The organism is Pediococcus sp. AC40, assembly GCF_030252485.1.
GTDB lineage: Bacteria > Bacillota > Bacilli > Lactobacillales > Lactobacillaceae > Pediococcus > Pediococcus acidilactici.
This window is the reverse complement of the sequence record NZ_CP127012.1, coordinates 297545-316849: the sequence shown is the minus strand read 5'-3', so window position 1 is coordinate 316849 and position 19305 is coordinate 297545. Positions and strand designations below refer to the sequence as shown.

Annotated in this window: 17 protein-coding genes; 6 read left to right on the top strand and 11 right to left on the bottom strand. The window is 41.7% G+C overall.

Translation table 11 applies throughout. The features are described 5' to 3' along the window. Nucleotides 1–60: 60 nt before the first annotated feature. Both NL111_RS01455 and NL111_RS01450 read left to right on the top strand, forming a co-directional pair. Nucleotides 61–246, top strand: a complete 186-nt coding sequence (locus NL111_RS01455) for an LBP_cg2779 family protein (RefSeq protein ID WP_002830110.1) — start codon at nucleotides 61–63, stop codon at nucleotides 244–246. Between the two features lie 111 nt (nucleotides 247–357). Further along, nucleotides 358–879, top strand: coding sequence for a GNAT family N-acetyltransferase (locus tag NL111_RS01450; RefSeq protein ID WP_285110357.1), 522 nt, complete (start codon nucleotides 358–360; stop codon nucleotides 877–879). A gap of 78 nt (nucleotides 880–957) precedes the next feature. Here NL111_RS01450 and NL111_RS01445 read toward each other — a convergent pair whose 3' ends face one another. From NL111_RS01445 to NL111_RS01425, 5 genes are all read right to left on the bottom strand, one after another. Continuing rightward, nucleotides 958–1716: a ribonuclease H family protein gene (locus tag NL111_RS01445; RefSeq protein ID WP_024862628.1), complete on the bottom strand. Its 759-nt coding sequence runs from the start codon at nucleotides 1714–1716 to the stop codon at nucleotides 958–960. A 320-nt stretch (nucleotides 1717–2036) separates the two neighbouring features. Beyond that, the gene (locus tag NL111_RS01440) at nucleotides 2037–3344 is read right to left on the bottom strand and encodes an NCS2 family permease (protein WP_002830113.1); all 1308 of its coding nucleotides are present in this window, start codon (nucleotides 3342–3344) and stop codon (nucleotides 2037–2039) included. A gap of 283 nt (nucleotides 3345–3627) precedes the next feature. Then, entirely contained in the window at nucleotides 3628–4635 is a 1008-nt protein-coding gene (asnA, locus tag NL111_RS01435) for an aspartate--ammonia ligase (protein ID WP_053905783.1), read from the bottom strand. A 581-nt stretch (nucleotides 4636–5216) separates the two neighbouring features. Continuing rightward, nucleotides 5217–7130, bottom strand: a complete 1914-nt coding sequence (locus tag NL111_RS01430) for a M13 family metallopeptidase (RefSeq protein ID WP_285110356.1) — start codon at nucleotides 7128–7130, stop codon at nucleotides 5217–5219. 51 nt (nucleotides 7131–7181) lie between these two features. Next, the gene (locus NL111_RS01425) at nucleotides 7182–8153 is read right to left on the bottom strand and encodes an asparaginase (protein ID WP_002830116.1); all 972 of its coding nucleotides are present in this window, start codon (nucleotides 8151–8153) and stop codon (nucleotides 7182–7184) included. A gap of 108 nt (nucleotides 8154–8261) precedes the next feature. Here NL111_RS01425 and NL111_RS01420 point away from each other — a divergent pair, with 108 nt between their 5' ends. Then, complete coding sequence (locus tag NL111_RS01420; protein ID WP_002830993.1) at nucleotides 8262–9020, top strand: potassium channel family protein; 759 nt, start codon at nucleotides 8262–8264, stop codon at nucleotides 9018–9020. A 54-nt stretch (nucleotides 9021–9074) separates the two neighbouring features. Here NL111_RS01420 and NL111_RS01415 read toward each other — a convergent pair whose 3' ends face one another. Then, nucleotides 9075–9728 carry an MIP/aquaporin family protein gene (locus NL111_RS01415; protein ID WP_002830992.1) on the bottom strand — a complete coding sequence of 218 codons (654 nt, stop codon included), beginning with the start codon at nucleotides 9726–9728 and terminating at the stop codon, nucleotides 9075–9077. A 171-nt stretch (nucleotides 9729–9899) separates the two neighbouring features. Here NL111_RS01415 and NL111_RS01410 point away from each other — a divergent pair, with 171 nt between their 5' ends. Further along, nucleotides 9900–10322: a hypothetical protein gene (locus tag NL111_RS01410; RefSeq protein WP_002830120.1), complete on the top strand. Its 423-nt coding sequence runs from the start codon at nucleotides 9900–9902 to the stop codon at nucleotides 10320–10322. Nucleotides 10323–10553: 231 nt separating this feature from the next. Beyond that, nucleotides 10554–10892: a hypothetical protein gene (locus NL111_RS01405; RefSeq protein WP_002830991.1), complete on the top strand. Its 339-nt coding sequence runs from the start codon at nucleotides 10554–10556 to the stop codon at nucleotides 10890–10892. Between the two features lie 979 nt (nucleotides 10893–11871). On the opposite strand, the gene NL111_RS01400 is transcribed toward NL111_RS01405, so the two are convergent. Next, nucleotides 11872–12909, bottom strand: coding sequence for an ABC transporter (locus NL111_RS01400; RefSeq protein ID WP_285110596.1), 1038 nt, complete (start codon nucleotides 12907–12909; stop codon nucleotides 11872–11874). A gap of 243 nt (nucleotides 12910–13152) precedes the next feature. After that, nucleotides 13153–14130, bottom strand: coding sequence for a ribose-phosphate diphosphokinase (locus NL111_RS01395; protein ID WP_002830125.1), 978 nt, complete (start codon nucleotides 14128–14130; stop codon nucleotides 13153–13155). 294 nt (nucleotides 14131–14424) lie between these two features. On the opposite strand from NL111_RS01395, the gene glpK reads away from it, so the two are divergent. Next, complete coding sequence (gene glpK, locus NL111_RS01390; RefSeq protein WP_036672252.1) at nucleotides 14425–15927, top strand: glycerol kinase GlpK; 1503 nt, start codon at nucleotides 14425–14427, stop codon at nucleotides 15925–15927. A 65-nt stretch (nucleotides 15928–15992) separates the two neighbouring features. On the opposite strand, the gene NL111_RS01385 is transcribed toward glpK, so the two are convergent. The 3 genes from NL111_RS01385 to NL111_RS01375 are packed head-to-tail and all read right to left on the bottom strand — an operon-like array spanning nucleotide 15993 to nucleotide 19226. After that, complete coding sequence (locus NL111_RS01385; RefSeq protein WP_002830128.1) at nucleotides 15993–16682, bottom strand: ECF transporter S component; 690 nt, start codon at nucleotides 16680–16682, stop codon at nucleotides 15993–15995. Then, entirely contained in the window at nucleotides 16675–18321 is a 1647-nt protein-coding gene (locus NL111_RS01380; protein WP_285110355.1) for an ABC transporter ATP-binding protein, read from the bottom strand. Before NL111_RS01380 ends, NL111_RS01385 begins: the two co-directional genes overlap by 8 nt. Further along, nucleotides 18303–19226: an energy-coupling factor transporter transmembrane component T gene (locus tag NL111_RS01375; RefSeq protein ID WP_285110354.1), complete on the bottom strand. Its 924-nt coding sequence runs from the start codon at nucleotides 19224–19226 to the stop codon at nucleotides 18303–18305. Before NL111_RS01375 ends, NL111_RS01380 begins: the two co-directional genes overlap by 19 nt. Nucleotides 19227–19305 lie beyond the last annotated feature (79 nt).

Sequence of the window (19305 nt, the reverse complement as noted above, 5' to 3'; positions counted from 1 at the left end):
ACCCGGCAATTATGATAGGATTTATCATACATAGATGGAAACTTTATGGAGGGATTCTTTATGAATGGCGTAACAGAATTTGCGGAAAAAATTATCAATTTCCAAAAGAAAAATAACCTTACGGATGCTGACGTTGCCTTTGGAACACATCTATCCGTAGAAAAGATTCACCGAATCAAGGAAAACTCGTACACGCCGACCGACGATGACTTAAAGCGCATCACCGATTTTATGAAAACCAAGTAAGCTCGGCGGCCCGTTTCATAATTCAAAAAAGAACCCGCGTAACTTCTAGCAATTATTTACTAATCGCTAAAAACTACCGGGTTCTTTCGTACTATTTTGCAGGAGGGTACCATGAAAAAATTTGAATTTTATCACCCAATTTTGACTAACCAATACAGTCTGGATTGGCTTACCAAAACTAAGGTAAAGGACATTTTTGCCCTCCGAAGCCATCCCCAAATTGCACAACAAGAGCACCGCCCGGCCGATCAGGAACTCACCGACACGGTTGCCTACGTTAACCAAGTAATGCGGCAAGTAATGAATAACCGCGCCTTGGTTTGGGGGATCACCCGCCGCGCCGACCAACAATTTATTGGCATCGCGGGATTAACTGAGTTTGCCGACCATCCTCAACAAGCCACCATCCAATTCACCCTGTCCGATGAAACGTTGCAGGTTGCCGCAATGACAGAGATTTTAAAACGGCTAATTATTTTTGCATTTCAAGAATTAGAACTATCGCAAATTAACGGGGCGGTTGATCAGGAAAACGTCTCGCAAATTCAAGTGTTGAAAGAAGCTGGTTTTTCCCTTGTTAAAACGACCGGGACCATCCAGCACTACCAGTTATCTAGCACTGATAAATTCTAAACACCCTAATTACCAAAGCGCCCCATCGCCATTAGATTAACGTCTAACAATGAAGGGGCATTTTTAAATTAATTGCAATTATTTTGGAAGCTTATCATCTACGGGGACCATTCCCTTTTCTTCCATATAATCCATCATTTTATTTAATTTATGGTCAACAAAAATATTTCCTTGATTAGTGGCGTGACCTTTTGTCCATAAAAATTGTAAATCAGTGAATTGGGGTAGCAGCTTAGCAATCTGTTGCCACAGTTCCTGGTTAGCTACCGGGGCGCCGGTGGATTTTTTCCAGCCGCGGCGTTGCCATCCCGCAAGCCATTTCTTAGTGATGGCGTTTAAAATATACTTAGAATCAGAAATCACCGTGATTGGTGCGTCCTTGCCGACTTTAGCCAACGCCGTTTCCAACCCTCGCCAAAGGGCCGTTAACTCCATTCGGTTATTAGTGGCACCAAACTCACCACCCGATTGAGAATATTCTTGGTCATCTTTTTTCAACAAGTACGCCCACGCTGCTAAATCCGCTTGCCGCACGTGACCACCTTTTACGGTACCCGTATTGCGGGATCCGCCGTCCGTATATAAAAGGATCCGATCGATTGGAACCTGAGGATCTTTTTGGGGGATTTGCGGCTGCTTTTGCGGGATAGCTTTCTTAGCTGATTTAGCCTCCGTAACTTCCTTACCAGCTTGCCACTGTTCAGCTTCTTCTAACGTTCCAAAGCTTTTATAGCTTGCCCCAGAAAATCCCTTAACCTGCGCTTCAGTTTCGGCCCAAGTCCGATAAATTCCGGGCTGTTTACCAATTTTTACTACGTAATACTTCTGTTTTGCCATTTGCCACCTCAAAAATTAATTTTCAATAAAACCGAGTGTTCAGCACTATTGACGAATCTCCAATACCGGATTCTAATCTACCAAAGTTTTTTCAATAATCCGTTATTAATTATGACTTTTTAACTTATGTTAGTCAAAAACGTTTTGCCGTTTGATTAAAAAAGGAGAGTGGGACAAAAGCCGCTAAACAAAAAACGATCCATGATGAGGTGAAGCTTCCTCATGAATCGTTTTTATTTTGGTTTTTTGGCTTTAATAGCACCAAAACGTGTGCCAAAAGTCAGTTTGTTCCACTTTCCAAAACTGATTAATTAATTTTTTTAAACGTTAAGAATTGCGATAAACCCAATAAAAACGAAGAACAATCCGTACATCAACGGATGCACTTCCTTACCGCGCTTAGCAGCAATCATGGCAATTGGGTAACTGATAATCCCTAAGGCCATCCCATCTGAAATACTGTACGTCAACGGCATTCCAATAATAATTAAAAATGCAGGAATGGCAATTTCTAGACGATCCCAGTTAATTTCACGTGTCTGCTGTGCCATCAAAACTCCAACAATAATAAGTGCCGGCGCCGTTACTTGGGAAGTGACCACCGTTAGCAACGGGGAGAAGAAGATTCCCAAGATGAACATAATTCCGGTAATTACCACCGTGAAACCTGATCGGCCGCCTACCGCGATCCCAGCTGAGGATTCCACAAACGCACCCACGGGCGAAGTTCCTAATAACGAACCCGTTAGCATGGCGGTCGAATCCGACATCAAAGCCTTGCCGACTCGGGGCATTTTATTATCCTTCATAAATCCTGCCTGAGTAGCCAGTCCTACTAAAGTTCCCGCCGTGTCAAAAAAAGTTACCAATAAGAAGGTAAGGACTACCACCCAGAGTTGGAGGGTGTTAATGTCACCAACGTGTGAAACCGCGGTTAGAAAAGTTGGCTTTAAACTTGGTGCGGCAGCTAGCAGGTGGGTCGGCGCGTGAATTACTCCAGTTACCATGCCGAATAGCGTGGTCAGAACCATCCCGAAGAAAATTGCCCCTGGAACCCGGCGAACCATTAGGATAATGGTAATCACCAAGCCAAACACGGTGATCCAGGTGGTTGGCGTGGTGAAGGACCCTAAGCCAACCATGGTGTCTGGATTAGCAACCACCAGACCACCTTGGCTCAAACCTAGAAAGGCAACGAACATCCCGATCCCCGCTGAAATGGCATGTTTTAAATCAGCTGGAATGGCGTTGATAATTAATTCCCGTAATTTAAAAATTGTAATCAACAAGAAAATCAGTGAAGCCACGAATACTCCAGCCAAAGCGGTTTGCCAAGGCACCTTCATCCCAATAACTACTGAGTAAGCAAAAAAGGCGTTGATTCCTAGAGCCGGTGCGGAGGCAATCGGATAGTTTGCCAAAATTCCCATTAAGAAACATCCAATTGCACTAGCTAAGGCCGTGGCGGTAAAAATAGCTCCCTTATCCATCCCCGAAGCGCCTAAAACGTTTGGATTAACAAACATAATGTAGACCATCGAGATGTAAGTAGTGATTCCCGCAATAATCTCGGTTTTAAAATTCGTCTTCAATTGTTCAAATTGAAAATACTTAGCGATATTCTTCAAAACTCTTTCTCCTTTTAGTTCGATTTAAACAAAAAAGCACGTTGATATAGTCTACTCTAATCCTTAAAATAAGTAAAGTACGATATAGCATAAAATTAGTTACAGATAAAGTTCGTGTTTTGCCAAAAATGTGCCAATTACTAATCACCTTACTAATCCCCTCAGCAAATAATTCCTACACAAAAAGCACTCTTCCAAGTTTTAAGTCTTGGAAAAGTGCCCTTGTTTTGCAGCCTATAATCCTTGTTTCGCTACTTTAATAAAGCTACGCCCTTCGCCGCATTTATAAAAGTTGAATTCCCGCATTTTTGCATTGTTCAACCATTGCTTGCGGCCAAATGCTGGCTTGCACTTCGCCAACGTGCGCCTTCCCCAACAGCAACAAACATAGTCGCGATTGACCGATTCCGCCGCCAATTGTATACGGTAGTTCTTCGTTCAACAACGCCTTATGAAAAGGCAATTGACTACGGTCTTCGGCGTTAGCCATTTTTAATTGTCTGCGGAGCGCGTCTTCGTCAACCCTAATTCCCATACTAGAAAGCTCCAAAACACACTGCAAAGGAGCGTACCAAAACAAAATATCACCGTTCAAGTTCCAATCGTCGTAATCGGGAGCACGACCATCATGTCTTTTTCCAGACTTAAGGGGTCCACCGATTTTCATCAAAAAAACGCATCCTAACTCCTGCGTAATCGCCTTTTCCCGTTCCTCAGGACTTTTTTCAGGCCAGCGGTCTTCCAACTCCTGCGTCGTGACAAAATGGATTTTATCAGGTAGATGATAAACAGCCTGGGGATATTTATACCAAACTTCATGCTCCATATGCTTAATCACTTTAAAAATTTTACGGACGTGCTCCTTTAAAACTGCCGTAGTCCGTTCTTCTTTGGCAATAATTTTTTCCCAATCCCATTGGTCAACGTAGATGGAATGCAAATTATCTAAATCTTCGTCTTTACGAATAGCGTTCATATTGGTATAAATGCCCTCATGTAAGTCAAAATCGTTGCGCGATAAAGTCATTCTTTTCCATTTGGCTAGTGAATGAACAATTTCAATTTTATGGTTTGGCAAGTCTTGCATTGTAAAAGAAACCGGACTCTCCGTCCCGTTAAGATCATCATTAAGCCCCGTGGAGTGGTCGACAAACATTGGTGCCGAAACTCTTGATAAGTTCATCTCCTTCCCAAATTCGTCTTGAAAGGTTTCACGGATAAATCTAATCGCCCTTTGAGTTTCGCGTACGGACAATTTTGGTTCATATTTTTCTGGAATTGTTAAATGCATCTTCTTCACTCCTTTTGAGATTAATTACAAAATAAAAAGCCTTCCGCCCCCAGAATACTAGGGACGAAAGACTTTCGCGGTACCACCCAAGTTACCCATTCATCAGAACGGATCACCTCAAAACACGTACTAACATACGCTCCGGTGGTAACGGACCGGCAACGTCCAAGCCTAATCTGTGCGCGCTACATTTCAGCCTGGAGCTTACGGGAGTGTTATTCAACTAAATTGCCACTAATCAAGTTTCCACTATTTCTTGACTCACTGTTAGCGCAAAATAATTTACTCGTCTCCCACGCTTTTTTTATTTTGTGGCACAATGATAACACAATTAGAAATCTAATCAAACATTTAGTTTTAAAATAGCTAAATTTTACTTAGTCGCAGTTTTTTGCTGGCCCTCCTAAGCTAACCCGACCATCCGCCAATAATATTGCTATCGTTAGTCCCACTAATGCAGTATTCAAGCCTATTTTCCCAAGCTGCTAACCTAAAAAGCCGCTTAGCGAAGTTAACACTTCACCAAACGGCTTTTTAATCAACTAAATTATTCAGTAATTTTCCTGCACTAAGTCCTGAAATTACCAGATTTGCACCCGTTTTTCTGGAGCCATGTACATTCCATCACCGGGTTCTACGTCAAAGGTGTCGTAGAATTCTTGGAAATTTTGAACTTGAACGTTTGCCCGCAGTTTGGATGGGGCGTGAACGTCAATAGCTAGCAGTAATTGTTCTCGTTCTGGGGTTGCCTTAGTCCGCCAAATCCGCGCCCAATTTGTAAAGAATTCCTCTAAGTTAGCATCGTCGGTATCCTTAGTCGCCTCTAATGCCGCACTAAGTCCGCCATCATCAGCAACGTTTTCCGTTACCACCAACTTACCGTTAACTTTGCCGCCCGCAAATGGCAGTCCATCAAATTCTTGAACTATGGCTTCGGATAGTTCATGGAAGTGATCTAAATCAGCTTGCGTCCACCAGTTGTCCATGTTGCCATATTCGTCAAAGAGGGCCCCGTTAGGATCAAAGGCGTGCGAAATTTCGTGAGCCATTACCGCACCTATTCCACCGTAATTTTGGCTAGCAGTTTGTTTCAAGCTGTAGAACGGCGCTTGCAAAATCGCTGCTGGGAAACAGATTAAATTGCCTTCCGGAGAGTAATAAGCATTCACCGTATCCGCACTCATGTGCCATTCACTGCGGTCAACCTTTTTACCGTACTTGGCTAACTGGTCTTCAAGGAAAATCCGCGAGAAGTTTTGTACGTTTTCAACTAAACTGCCACCCTGAGCTGCAGTTTTCGTTTTTAATTTCTTATAAACTGGTTTCAGTTCATCTGGATAACCCACCAAGATCTTCAAAGAACGTAACTTAGTAATCGCCTTTTGTTTGGTGGCTTCCCCTAGCCAGTCGTTGTTTGCCAAGCGCTTTTCGTAAACGTTTATCATGGCAACCACCATTTCGTGAACGTCTTTTTTAGCTGCTTCCCCGAAGTAACGGTGGCCATAGTATTCGCCCACCACTTGGCTAAAGGTCCGGCGTGCTAGATAAAAGGCACTCTTTTCTTGCGGCATGGAAACTTTCTGTCCGGACAACGCCCGTCCGTACATTCCGCCAATTTGTCGGAACTCTTCGCTAAGGTAACCCGTCAAAGAACGGACCATGTTAACGTACGCCCAGCTCTTAAAGTCGGCAAAAGTCTCGTCATTAGCCACTTGGTTGAGGTTTTCATAGAAGCGAGGTTCGGTAACAATAATTTGTTCTGGTTGCGTACCTAACAATTCTTGAACTAATTTTTTAACGTCAATACTTTGAACTTTGTCCGCAAACTGCGTAAATTCCATTGGATTATAGAGTTTCGCAACGTCACTAAGTTCTTCCGAGTTTTTACGGTATGGTGCTAAGCTAGCGTCAAACCGTTTGGCTTGTTCAACAATCTCGTGCGCCTCTTCAGGTGACTTACCAATCTTTACCAAGAGCTGGTTCATCATTTCGGTAAAGATTTTCATTAGTTGTGGTCCATTGGGGTTATCGGCGTCGTAATAAGTTTTATCTGGCAAAATCAAGCTAACGCCCCCAGCCCACAAAACGTTACGTTTGTCGGCACCGTCACCCTTTAAATCGGGTTCGATTCCGATATCCACCGGTAAATCAACCCCGTTATAGAATAATTCCTTTAGGTTAGCGTTGACGTCATCCCAATTTTGCAGTTTTTCAATTTGTGCAAGGTATGGCAATAACGGAGCCACTCCATCCGCATCCCGTTGTTGAAAGTCCGCCGCCATTTCATAAAACTTAATAAATTCGGCCAACTCGGTAGTATCTGGTTCAACTTCGTGATTCCGCATTTCGGCAAAATCCTTCATTAACTGTTTATCAACTCCGTCAACGAGGTCCATAAAACCTCCGGTCGAGGAATGGTCGTCTGGAATTTTAGCCGTTTTTAGCCATTCTCCGTTGACTGCATCATAAAAATCTTCTTTAACTGAACTTGTCATTTTCTTTCCTCCCATTCTGTTTTTCCACAGTTCTATTATACACGGGCTTCGTTAAGAAACGGCGTCATGCATGTAGCGAGCAATTTCTTTGCCGTTCATGTGATTGCTTAACCCCACTTGGAGTTTGATCCGCGCCTTTTGTCCGTTAAGTCCCTGACAGAAGATTACTCCCATCCGTTCTAAGTCAATGCCGCCGCCAACGTAATCGTAAATTGGTTCAGCAAGCCCGTTGTAGCATCGGGAAACCATTACTACTGGAATTCCCTTTTTAATCAATTTTTGAATGGGTTCTACCACTTCAACTGGCAAATTTCCCGCACCAAGTCCTTCAATAACGATCCCCTTAGTTTCTGGGCGATCTAGCGTCTCAAAAATGGCTCCTGGAATTCCTGCGTAAGCCTTAACTAAGTAAACACCAGAAACTAGCTCGTCAATATCACAAACTTGTTGGCTAATTAAGGCTTGGAAGAAACGAATATCCCGTTTGTATACAATTCCTAACGGTCCAAACGTTGGCGTCCGGAAAGTATCTACGTTAGTTGTGTGGGTTTTAGTAACAAACCGGGCGGTGTGAATTTCATCATTCATGACTACTAACACGCCCTTGCCCGTAGCTTCGTCGGAAGCCGCCGTTAAAATCGCACTTTGGAAATTATAAACACCATCAGAACCAAGCTCGTTAGAAGAACGCATTGCGCCCGTTAAAACAATTGGAATCACGCTTGGAATCGTAAGATCAAGGAAATAAGCCGTTTCTTCGAGCGTATCGGTACCGTGGGTAATTACGATTCCGTCACATTCATCATTGTCGATTGCCTTTTTGACTCGTTTTTTAATTACCAACATATCTTCTGGGGTAATGTGTTCTGAAGGCTTATTTAATACGACTTCGTTTGCCAAATCAATATTTTCGTTAATAAATTGGGTATCCAATAACGGATTTTCTTCGTTAGTCTTTACCTTATCATTACTAGCCGACATCGAAATTGTTCCGCCAGTGTGTAATGCCAATATTTTTTTCATCTGCTTTACCTCTTCTAGGATTAATTAGTCCTATCATATCATTTCTAAACTATTTACACCGGTCAGAAATGCGTTAAAATAATTCTATTAATTTAGGAGATTTTACTCATGACGAAAACAAAAATCAATTGGCAGCTAAGCTACGACATTGGAATTGCGGGCATCGCCCTCTTTTCATTCCTAATCGTCGTGGGCTCGTTTTTGGATCCCCATGCCATCCGTTTAAGCGCTCCACCATTAGCCCATTTATTAAATGTTTTACTGCTCCTTTATACGATCGATTTTTTCTATCGCCTAGCCATCAGTAGGCACTGGCAAAGATTTCTCTTTGATAACACTTTTGATTTATTATCGTTAATTCCGCTGCATCCGGCCTTCGCTATTTTTCGAATTGGCCGGGTTTGGCGACTAATTCGGCACCACCACTTACTCTGGCGATTTGGTTTGGATGGTAAACTTTCCAAAACTGTGCACCGTTTTGTTTACTCATCAGGATTTTTGAACCTTTTTACCGCTAGTATGTTCATCTTAGTATTGAGCTCCTTGATGTATTCCATAGTGGAGAAGGTCCCGTACCCATCCGCGCTTTGGTGGGCAATTACCACGGCAACGACGGTTGGATATGGCGATATTTCTCCCGCCACCAACGTCGGTAAGTTTATCGCCGCCTTCTTAATGATCGCCGGGGTTGGTTTTATCGGTTTGTTAACCAGTACGATTACGGGATTTTTCACGAGTCAAACTACCGACGCTAATAAAGATGATTTTAGTCGGCTATTTGAAAAAATCGACCAGTTGGATCATAAGGTCGACCACTTGCAACGCGAACTTAATTTAGAACGTAAAAAAAATCGGCATAAAAAATAGGCTGAGGAAATTGGGCATTATCCCAATCCTCAGCCTGTTTTATTACTCAGCTAATTATTCAGCTTCACTACCTAGAGCCTTAGCTACAACGGCAGCAACTGCACCACCAACTAGTGGAGCAACCACGTAAACCCAGAAGTGGGATAACGCACTGCCACCCACTAAAATAGCAGGTCCAAAACTCCGTGCGGGGTTCAATGAACCACCAGTTAAGTTTAAGGTTGCGATGATCATCAATGCCAAAGTTAGGCCAATAATCAATCCAGCAAAGCTAGCATTGCCGTATTGCTTGCTAGTAACGAACAGAATTACTAATACAAACAAGAACGTAACCAATGCTTCGGTAACTAACGCAGGGAACGCCGAAATTTTAGTGAAATCAGTTTGACCCAAGTTAGCTGTGGAAGCACCCATTGCGGAAAGGAAGTACTTCACCATTCCGGAAGCCAAAACCGCTCCGATAAATTGGGAAATCACGTAATAAACGGCATCTGCACCGCTAATCCGTTTGTTAATCCACATTCCAAGAGTAACTGCGGGGTTAAAGTGTCCCCCTGAAATTGCTCCTACTGAATAAGCCATAATGGTTACGGCTAACCCAAAGGCTAATCCAATTCCAACTACGTTTGCATGAGCAATCGTTACTGCTGCCGTTCCTACAAAGACCAATACAAAAGTACCAATAAGTTCTGAAATATACTTACGCATATAAATGGTCTCCTTTCTATATAGTAAATAATAAAAAATAATGCAAATAGCATTGTATACCAATTTAGAAGCATTCTCAAATTAAGAGATTTATAAAGTAGGGGTTTGTTAGAACGGTTGGTTAATATTTATGCTAAAATATTACTAGAAATATAATCAGGAGGAGTTTACATGGCAAATTTTGACGTAAATATTATCGACCAACCCACCGCGAAGGCAATGCTTGTAGAATTTAAGAGCCAACGGCAGGATAACGTCCCCGTTTTAAAGCACCCTGGGCACTATATTCTTCCTGATTACAAGCTAACTCGGCAACGAAAAGCCTTCAAGATTCGCAAACATACTTACCTGACTAAAAAGTTTCGTTCTTACGTCGCTTTAGATTCCGCAAACGGACACACCCTTTGGATGCGCAACTTTGGTAGTTTATCGGAAGCAGTTTTTTGGCTTGAAACCGGAATGAAAATTGGGGATACGGATACCGATGCTCGCTTTTCATACAAGAAATGGAAAGCTGCTCACGAAGAAGATATTGAAAAGCTAAAGGATGAATTACGAGCTAAAAGTAAGGCTAAGGAAGCCAAAAAAGGGTAATTACTTAACGATGTTTTAAGCAATTTTTAAACGGTATTGCACTTTTATTTGGTAATTTATATACTATCGGGGCGAGAATTTTTTCGAGCCCCTATTTTTATCAATTAATAATCTTACAAAGATAAAACAATTTTTACCGCAGAATTTAACGTCTTACAAAAACAACCTTTTTGTCACCTTTTCAATTGAAAACTGATCTATTGCCTAAACTAATTTAAGGAGAGCAGATTTATGTCTACCGAAAATAAATTTTTAAGTTCACTTTCATATTTCAGCATCTTTTTTCTACCAATTATTTTTCCAATTATCGTGATGGTACTTACCAGTAATGTCCAGTATGCACCTGCTCATCGACACGCAATTACGGCGTTTTGGCTTCACCTCATTCCCGTCATTTTGTTGCCGTTAGGTTTTGGGTTGGGAATTCTCGCTACTGCGCACAGCTTTACGGGAAATCATTTTCCAACCACCTCTTTGGTACTGTTCTTAATTGTGGGATTAATGGGAATTGTGGCTTTGGCCCTCTTCATTTATAACATCTATAAAGGTGTGAAGATTTGGGTGGAATAGTTTAGAGCGCTCCAGAACCCGGGTAAATCTTGAGGCTTAACAGAATTAAGGTATTAATCGTGAATTGCGATTAATACCTTAATTTAGTTATCTGGAGAGATTTGGGTTCTGGAATGCATTTCGCCTATATCACATTAACGTGTTGAAATTAAATATAACTATCAAAACTCGCTAATCGCCTCCACGACGCTTAGTAAGTTTTAATTTAGCATTGAAATTTACTACCAAAAAATATTTTTTGGTAGTTTCGAGTCTTTATATTGCAACCGCTTACAACTTGTGATAATATTCTAATTGAGGAAAGGAAATAGTTCCTCTTCAATCAAAAACTTCTCAGATTGCCTTGGTTCTCAGATTGCCAGAACCGACGAAAAGGCAAGAATATTAGCTCTATTCGCTAATCAGTTGCATCATGAGCGTACCGTGAAAAAGTTTTGACGTTTAGAGACGTCGTAATGATTAAGTGTTTACGCACGATGGATTGATGAATGGAGTGGCAATCATCTTTTTAAAGAGTAATGTTCAACGTCATCTCCAAGCATTGAATCAAGTAGGTGTGTCCAATGACATAAATACTTCGCTTAGGTAATTATCCTAGGCACTGTTCCAAATAAAAACCCAATAGTTCACTGGAGGTCTATCGTTTCGAAGAATATCTTAATGAAACTCCAAGACCGTCTATTTCACCGTTAGCCTGAACGAGTGTATCCTTCGTCAAACCCTTTGTTTGATTAGACATGCAGCAGCAGACGTAATAACAAAACCTCAGGTAGGTTAGAAGCACGACGGCTGAACAATTGAATATGTAATTGAAGTTGAAGGTGTAAAGATCGATAAATTTTCCAATAAAGAGATCACGATTGATTGGGAACGCCTTTCCTCTTAGTGGGATTCTAGTGTGAGAAGTCTAGAATCCTTTTTTGTTGCATAAAAAAGCATATTACCATCGACCTAGGCTAGGTAGCGGTGGTAATATGCTTTATTTTCGAGTACGCGTTCTTGAATGCATTAATAATAAGATAATACTGCAAGCAACAATTAAATAGCCACCCCATCCCCAACGAACTCCGTTGAACATGTTACCTAGGCCAACTAATTGGGCTTCATTTTGGTAAATCAAAAAGAACATCATTCCGTACCACAGCAAGTTTAGGTAACTCGCCCATTTGGTCAGCCAATGGAATTGCAAAAGCGCTCCAAGTAAGAGCAATGCGGGAATCACCCATAAAAAGTGAGCAAGCTGATCGTCTCCTAACGTCTTCAAAATACTCATAAGGGAAGTTTTAACGTTATACCCGGCAGTGGGTGCCGAAGCAAACGGTGCCCAGTAAGCAGCCATTCCGGTAATAATGGCAATCCCCATAATGAACTTGTTTTTCAACGTCCAGCGTTGCTTCCCTTTACGTACGTCAGTGCCATTAGTTGGTTTAGGATTATTTACCCCTGACGAAGCCCCTTCTTTCATAGATTTCGGCTCCGCAGTCGCTTCCGCTGCCTCTGCTTCCGTTGGATCGGAATTTTGTTCGGCAGTTGGAGTGGTGAAATCCTTTTTACCACGTTTTTTTAGTAACGCCGTTTGCAATTTTTGCCAAACCTGACGACCTGCTTCGCCCCCCTTTTGAAGAGCTGCTTTCACAGCCTGGTCTGCACTACGGTCACCAGCGCCCACTCGTTGAGCGTAGAAAAATGCGGCAGCAACCGCCACCACCAGTAAAACTACCCCAACCATTTTACTTAGCCAGTAAAAAATTGCTCCAATTACTAACAAAACTAGCAGCGCCGTTAACCAATTGCCTCCGATCCATTGCAACGTAGTTAACGCACCCTCCTTGAGGTCCGTAGAAGCACCAGTTTTTCTGCGAGCGCGACTAATCGTTGGTTCTTCTTCCGGTTTGGTATCCGCGCTTTCTTTCAAATCGTCTAATGGTGTTTCTTGCCGATTTTTATGCAACTCTGCACGAGAAAGCCGGGAACTTTCACTTGATGCTGTTTCGATTTTAGCCCCGCAATTGGGCAAAAATGTGCCTTTTCAGGTAATTCTTCGCCACAGTTCAAACAAAATTTCATAATTCACTTCTCCAATTAAAATTATTAATTCTATTGTAAATGATTTAGGGTCCAAAAATTGGCTTGTTTACCAAGTTTTAAAAATTGAATGAGTTTTATCTTTCAAAGTAGCCGGTACATAAAAAAGAGGCTAAGAAATTCGTTCTTGCCTCTGCATTTATTTATTCTTTTGCTATCGGTACGCCAACCCGTATTAGTGTTCTGTACTAAAACGATTGTTAAATAATGGACTAACCGGTTTGTCTTCGTGAATTAAACGAATTGCTTCCCCGATCAAAGGTCCTACCGAAATGCTTGTGATCTTATCAATTTTCTTTTCTTCTGGAAGTTGAATAGAATCCGTCACAATCAATTCCTTGATTGGCGAGTTTTGAATTCTTTCGATCGCTGGACCCGATAAAACTGGGTGTGTACAACTAGCATATACTTCAGTTGCGCCCGCATCGATCAAAGCTTGTGCTCCCAAAGTAATCGTTCCGGCCGTATCAATCATATCGTCAATCATGATACAACGTTTGCCCTTAACTTCACCAATAATGTTCATTACTTCTGCAACGTTTGCGCGTGGACGACGTTTGTCAATAATTGCAATTGGTGCTTTCAAAAATTCTGCCAACTTACGTGCGCGCGTAACTCCACCGTGGTCAGGAGAAACTACTACCGCATTTTCATTCAAGCCCCGTTCAATGAAATGATCAGCTAACAATGGTGCACCCATCAAGTGATCGAGCGGAATATCAAAGAAACCTTGGATTTGTGCTGCGTGCAAGTCAAGTGCGATAATCCGGGTTGCACCCGCACGTTCAATCATGTTTGCTACTAACTTAGCAGTAATCGGTTCCCGCGAACGGGCCTTACGATCTTGCCGAGCATATCCATAATATGGAATTACGATGTTGATTGTCTTGGCACTAGCACGTTTCAAAGCATCAATCATGATCAACATTTCCATCAAATTATCATTAACCGGCGCAGAGGTGGATTGAATAATGTAAACTTCATCCCCACGAATACTTTCTTCAATATTAATACGAATCTCACCATCACGGAAACGATCAACCGATGTTTTCCCGAGTTCTACACCAACTGCCTTGGCGATTTTTTCCGCTAAGGGCTTGTTCGAATTCAAAGCGAAAATTTTAAGCTTTGGATCGGAATAATGTTCAGACATGTTTGCCTCCAAAAGATTATAAGATATTGAGTTTATTCAATTTTTCCATATAATATCATAATTCATTTACGACTATAAAAGCAAGTTACTTCCGGAGAGTTTCTAAGTTTTCTTCCTTAAAAAAACGTTTTTTTCTTTGTTGCAGGGTGTTTTTTGCAATTATCTTAAAAAGTTTCCTGAAAGGTCCGTGAAACAAATTATTTGTTTCACCGAATCGTGTTATACTTAAATCTACAATCGCCGTTGTCTTTCAAAAAGTTCGTTTATTGCGTTGTTACAGGGGGATGCAGAAACTTGAAACAAAAATACATCTTATCAATTGACGCTGGTACTTCGGTAGTTAAGACCGTGATTTTTAATCATGCTAGCTCTGAGGTGGTTAGCTTTTCTAGAGAGTTATCCCAAGAAAGTCCCCATCAGGGCTGGTACGAACAATCTCCTGAAGATATTTGGAAAAAAGTTTATTCATCGATGGCTAACGCATTGATTGTTTCGGGAATTAGCCCTAAGCAAATCGCTGGAATTGGGATTACTAATCAACGAGAAACCACCATCATCTGGAATAAAAGGACTGGCAAACCCATCTACAATGCCATTATGTGGCGCTCACGCCAGACCAACGAAATCACCGACTCTTGGAACCTTTCCAACTATAAAGACCTAGTCAAAAACAGTACGGGACTAGTATTAGACTCGTACTTTTCTGCTTCTAAAATTCGGTGGATTTTAGACCACGTTCCCCATGCCCAACAGCAGGCCGAAAACGGCGAACTGCTTTTTGGCACGGTCGAGACCTGGTTACTTTGGAAGTTAACCAATGGCCATGCTCACGTCACCGATTACACAAATGCCAGTCGAACGATGTTTTTTAACATTCGTACTCTAGACTGGGACGAAGAGTTATTGAAAGCACTGAACATTCCCATTCAACTGATGCCAGAAGTACGTTCTAACTCGGAAATCTTTGGCTACACGATTGGATCCGCGTTTTTCAACTGTTCCGTACCTATCGCCGGGATGATTGGTGATCAACAGAGCTCTTTGGTAGGCCAGCTGGCTTTCCACCGCGGGGCAATTAGCGCTACATACGGCACTGGCGCCTTCATTACCGTAAACACCGGTGAAAACATGGTTCATTCCGAAAATAATTTACTTACCACGGTTTCCTTTGGACTTGATAAAAAAATTTATTACGGATTAGAAGGCAATATTTTTGTTGCCGGAACTGCGGTTACCTGGCTACAAGATAGTCTGGAAATGATTAAAGATCCTTTGCATTCGGCAGCAGTTGCTAGTCAATCTACCAACGATAACCTATACGTAGTAACCTCGTTTAACGGAATGGGTGCACCCTACTGGGACGAAAAAGTACAGGGCGCGGTTTTCGGGATGACCGATAAAACCACCAAAGCAGATTTTGTGCGTGCCACCCTGCAGTCAATTGCCTACCGTTCTAAAGACGTTATTTTGGCTATGCAAGAGGACATGCAGGCAGAACTTCAGACGGTCTACACCGACGGTAGCATGGCTAAAAATGATTTCTTAATGCAGTTTGAAGCAGATATCTTAGGGGTGGACGTAAATCGTTCAGAAACTACCGACATCAAAGCCTTAGGAGTGGCCTTCTTAGCTGGACTAGCCGTTGGTTTTTGGGAAGATCTCACCGAAATCAAAAAACTTCGACATCCCATCACTAAATTTCAACCCGTTTATACCGCTAAAAAACGTGAACGCCTTTATCGAAGGTGGCAAAGAGCCGTTTTAGCGTCCCAAATTTTTTCCAAAGAAAATGAATAAACACTAAAACACGCCTTGCTTCTGTACCGAACGCATTGGCGTGTTTATTTTTGGGCAAATCATTCTTAATCAAGCAGTCCATACTTAATTTTGAAACGAGTAATGGTCTTTTTCCATGAGTTGTAAAAAATCAGTAAGAAAAAAACGTTTGATAAAGCGTGTAGTAAATCAAAGTATCCGGTTCCTAGAAAAGTTAGTAGCATCGCCTTGAAATTCAGCGGGTTAATGTACGCTACCAAATACCACAAATCCATGATCCACCCGAAAACAAACCCCCAGACAAAACCGAAAAGCACCATTGCATATTTGTGATTAACTAACGGGGTGTTTTTCAACAATCCGGCCGTCATCCCCATCATCCCCCACGCAAACATTTGCCATGGGGTCCACGGCCCTTGTCCAAGAAACATATTCGACGTTAACGCCACTGTCGAGCCAATAATAAATCCCGATTCTGGACCTAGCACTGCTCCTGCAGTGATAATCACAAAACTAGTCGGTTGTACGTTGGGAATGATTGCAAATGGTACCCGACTAACTGCAGCGATTGCAATTAGTACCGCTAAAAAAACCACCTCACGAGCTTTTAGAGCACTGCTTTCGAATTTCCAATAAAAGGGAATTACGCTCGCGATTAAACAAATAAAACTAAATAAAAGAAAGTGCTGACCTTGTAGTGCAGTTACGAAGGTTAAAAAAACCAAGAAAATTACAATGGCAATTAAGAAAGTAATTCCCGTCATTTGCTTATTCATGGCTAAGCTCCCTCCATACTAAAGCCGTTGGCAATTGGTCCCGCACCATCCGATTAATGGGGGTGGTGTAAAAGAAATTTTTAGCGAAAAAGGAGTACGGGTCTGCTGTAGAAGTAATTTTACCGTCAAACAACATGGCACAGCGGGTAGCATAGGTAGCACTAAAACTCATATCGTGACTAGTAGTGATGATTGTCATTCCTGCTTTTTGTAGCTTTTGCAATAGCTTTCCTAAACTCCTTTTACGCAACGGGTCTAGTCCCTTAGTAGGTTCATCTAAAAGTAAAATTTGGGGATGGGCAATTAAAATAATTCCTAAGGCGATCAACTGTTGCTCACCGCCACTGGTATCGTGTGGATTTTTATTTTTCAAGGAGTTAATTTTTAAACGCGTTAACATTGACTCAGCAATTTCTTGGGGTTCCGCTGATCCTAATTGTTTGGCTCGGTTAACCAATTCCTCAAGCACCGTATCGTAACTAAAGTGATCGGCAGGATTTTGCGATAAATACCCCACCATTCGGTACAACTGACCGCTTTCCCATTTAGCAAGTTTACGATTGAACACGGTAATTTTACCTCGTCGCGCTTTTTCCATCCCCATTAGACATTTTAGTAAGGTTGACTTTCCAGTACCATTTCGCCCCACAATTGATAGCCATTCACCGCGTTGTACAGTTAGCCCTAAGTCATTTAAGATCAGTGGACTATTTCGCCCGTATTTAAAATCGACATGCTCAATCTTTAAAGCTGGGTCACCACTCAGTGAAGGGATGATCCGCTTTCGTTGCTGAAATTTAATCCCATGGCAATCGATAAAACGCTTACCAGCGACCACCGTTAGTGGTACGGTATCCTTAGAAGACGTGGCGATTAAATTTTCTGCCAAAAAAAGACGAGGAACTTCAGGGATGAACTCAGCCATTTTCTGATCTTGAACGGCATGTTGCACCCCTTCTTCCACGTTACCAGTAAAAGTTAGTTTACCTTCCTCCATAATGCATAATCGATTAGCCAAGGGCAATAATTCGTCGAGTTGGTGTTCGCTGATCATAATGGTTACCCCTAGTTCATCATGAACCCGTTGTAAAAGACTGATGAATTCCTTAGTTGCGATGGGGTCTAACTGCGCGGTGGGTTCGTCTAAAAGTAATAATTCAGGCTGCAAAATTAATACCGCCGCCAAATTAACCAACTGCTTTTGTCCACCGGAAAGTTCGTTTACTGATGCGTATAAAATATCTTGAAAGCCAAAAAAGCTAACCATTTCAGCAATTTTACGCTGGATGTTTTCACTATCTTCTCCAACATTTTCAAGGGAAAAGGCGAGCTCTTGGATTACCGTATCCATCACAATTTGATCATCCGGATTTTGAAAAACCATCCCTATTCTCCGGGCACTTTCAATTGGCGATAGTGTACTCAGGGACTGGTGTTTAAACTTTACTGCTCCCCGACGTTCGCCAACTGGCCATAACTCCTTTTTTAATTGTTTTAGTAAGGTAGTTTTTCCACTTCCTGAATCACCAATGATCAGCATAAAGTCACCTTGATTGACGTTTAAATTAATATTTTCCAAATTATCCCTCTTAGCGAGAGCGTATTTAAAAAATAAATCTTTTACTTGTAAAATTTCCACCAAAGTTCCTCCTTCAACTCTACAACCATTGGTAATCCACAAATCAAAGCCACCGTGCTAATGAGGAGTCCTTCTTCTTGCCAAGTCCCCCAATTCATTTGCAAACTAGGATAAATCTGAATTACACCTATTCGACGAATCGCTTCCCCAATTAAAACTATTCCGCCGCTAGCTAAGATTCCCGCGTATGTTATATCACGGCGGGTCATCCGATAACGCTGGTAATTGGACCTTTTGGTGCTGCCAAAACCGCGGGCAGTCATCGAATCCGCAGTTTGAAAGGCGTTATAGCAAGCGTCCACCAGCAATACTTGCATTAGTTGCATTAAAGCCTTAGTTCGTTGCCGTACGCTACCTTGATCAACATCAATTCCTCGCATCTTTTGAATTTGGCTAATATTTTTGAAGCGCTTTAGAAATAAAGGTATAAATCGCATTACGATCATCGTTAGCAACGACAGGCGGGGCAAAATTTTACCAAACAAAAACATAAATTTATTGTTAGTCATCAGCTTGTTATACGAAGCAAACAGTAAAATTACGTTAGTTAAAGACAAAGCCATTAAAATTCCGTACAATAACGCTTCTTTAGTAATCGTCAACCCGTGAAAAGACGTCAGTAAGTGTGCACCGTTATGGTTGGTCAGCGGATTAATAATGATAATAAAAAGTGCCATTATTCCCGTTGCTTTAAGCGTTTTAAGTGCCGACATCATATCAGAAACTTGAATTAACAATCCCAAAACCGCGGTAAATTCAATCATTAAAATGATGGGGGAATTAAATAAAACGGTAATCATGATTAAAAGTAAATAGTACGCAAAGATAATGCTTGGGTTTAGGCGTTCAAACTCAAGTGTCGAATTCCGTTGATTAGTGTTCGACTTTAACGGTTGCTCTTTCATCTGTAACCACTTTCTTTAAAAGGTTACTTTAACGGTACCATTCCCAAAACTTTGAAAGTGATACTTTTTCCACAAAAAG

Excerpts from the sequence above, each read along its gene's own strand:
- NL111_RS01455 (WP_002830110.1), top strand. The coding sequence starts at position 61 with ATGAATGGCGTAACAGAATTTGCGGAAAAAATTATCAATTTCCAAAAG.
- NL111_RS01450 (WP_285110357.1), top strand. The coding sequence starts at position 358 with ATGAAAAAATTTGAATTTTATCACCCAATTTTGACTAACCAATACAGT.
- NL111_RS01445 (WP_024862628.1), bottom strand. The coding sequence starts at position 1,716 with ATGGCAAAACAGAAGTATTACGTAGTAAAAATTGGTAAACAGCCCGGA.
- asnA (WP_053905783.1), bottom strand. The coding sequence starts at position 4,635 with ATGCATTTAACAATTCCAGAAAAATATGAACCAAAATTGTCCGTACGC.
- NL111_RS01430 (WP_285110356.1), bottom strand. The coding sequence starts at position 7,130 with ATGACAAGTTCAGTTAAAGAAGATTTTTATGATGCAGTCAACGGAGAA.
- NL111_RS01425 (WP_002830116.1), bottom strand. The coding sequence starts at position 8,153 with ATGAAAAAAATATTGGCATTACACACTGGCGGAACAATTTCGATGTCG.
- NL111_RS01420 (WP_002830993.1), top strand. The coding sequence starts at position 8,262 with ATGACGAAAACAAAAATCAATTGGCAGCTAAGCTACGACATTGGAATT.
- NL111_RS01415 (WP_002830992.1), bottom strand. The coding sequence starts at position 9,728 with ATGCGTAAGTATATTTCAGAACTTATTGGTACTTTTGTATTGGTCTTT.
- NL111_RS01410 (WP_002830120.1), top strand. The coding sequence starts at position 9,900 with ATGGCAAATTTTGACGTAAATATTATCGACCAACCCACCGCGAAGGCA.
- NL111_RS01405 (WP_002830991.1), top strand. The coding sequence starts at position 10,554 with ATGTCTACCGAAAATAAATTTTTAAGTTCACTTTCATATTTCAGCATC.
- NL111_RS01395 (WP_002830125.1), bottom strand. The coding sequence starts at position 14,130 with ATGTCTGAACATTATTCCGATCCAAAGCTTAAAATTTTCGCTTTGAAT.
- NL111_RS01385 (WP_002830128.1), bottom strand. The coding sequence starts at position 16,682 with ATGAATAAGCAAATGACGGGAATTACTTTCTTAATTGCCATTGTAATT.
- NL111_RS01375 (WP_285110354.1), bottom strand. The coding sequence starts at position 19,226 with ATGAAAGAGCAACCGTTAAAGTCGAACACTAATCAACGGAATTCGACA.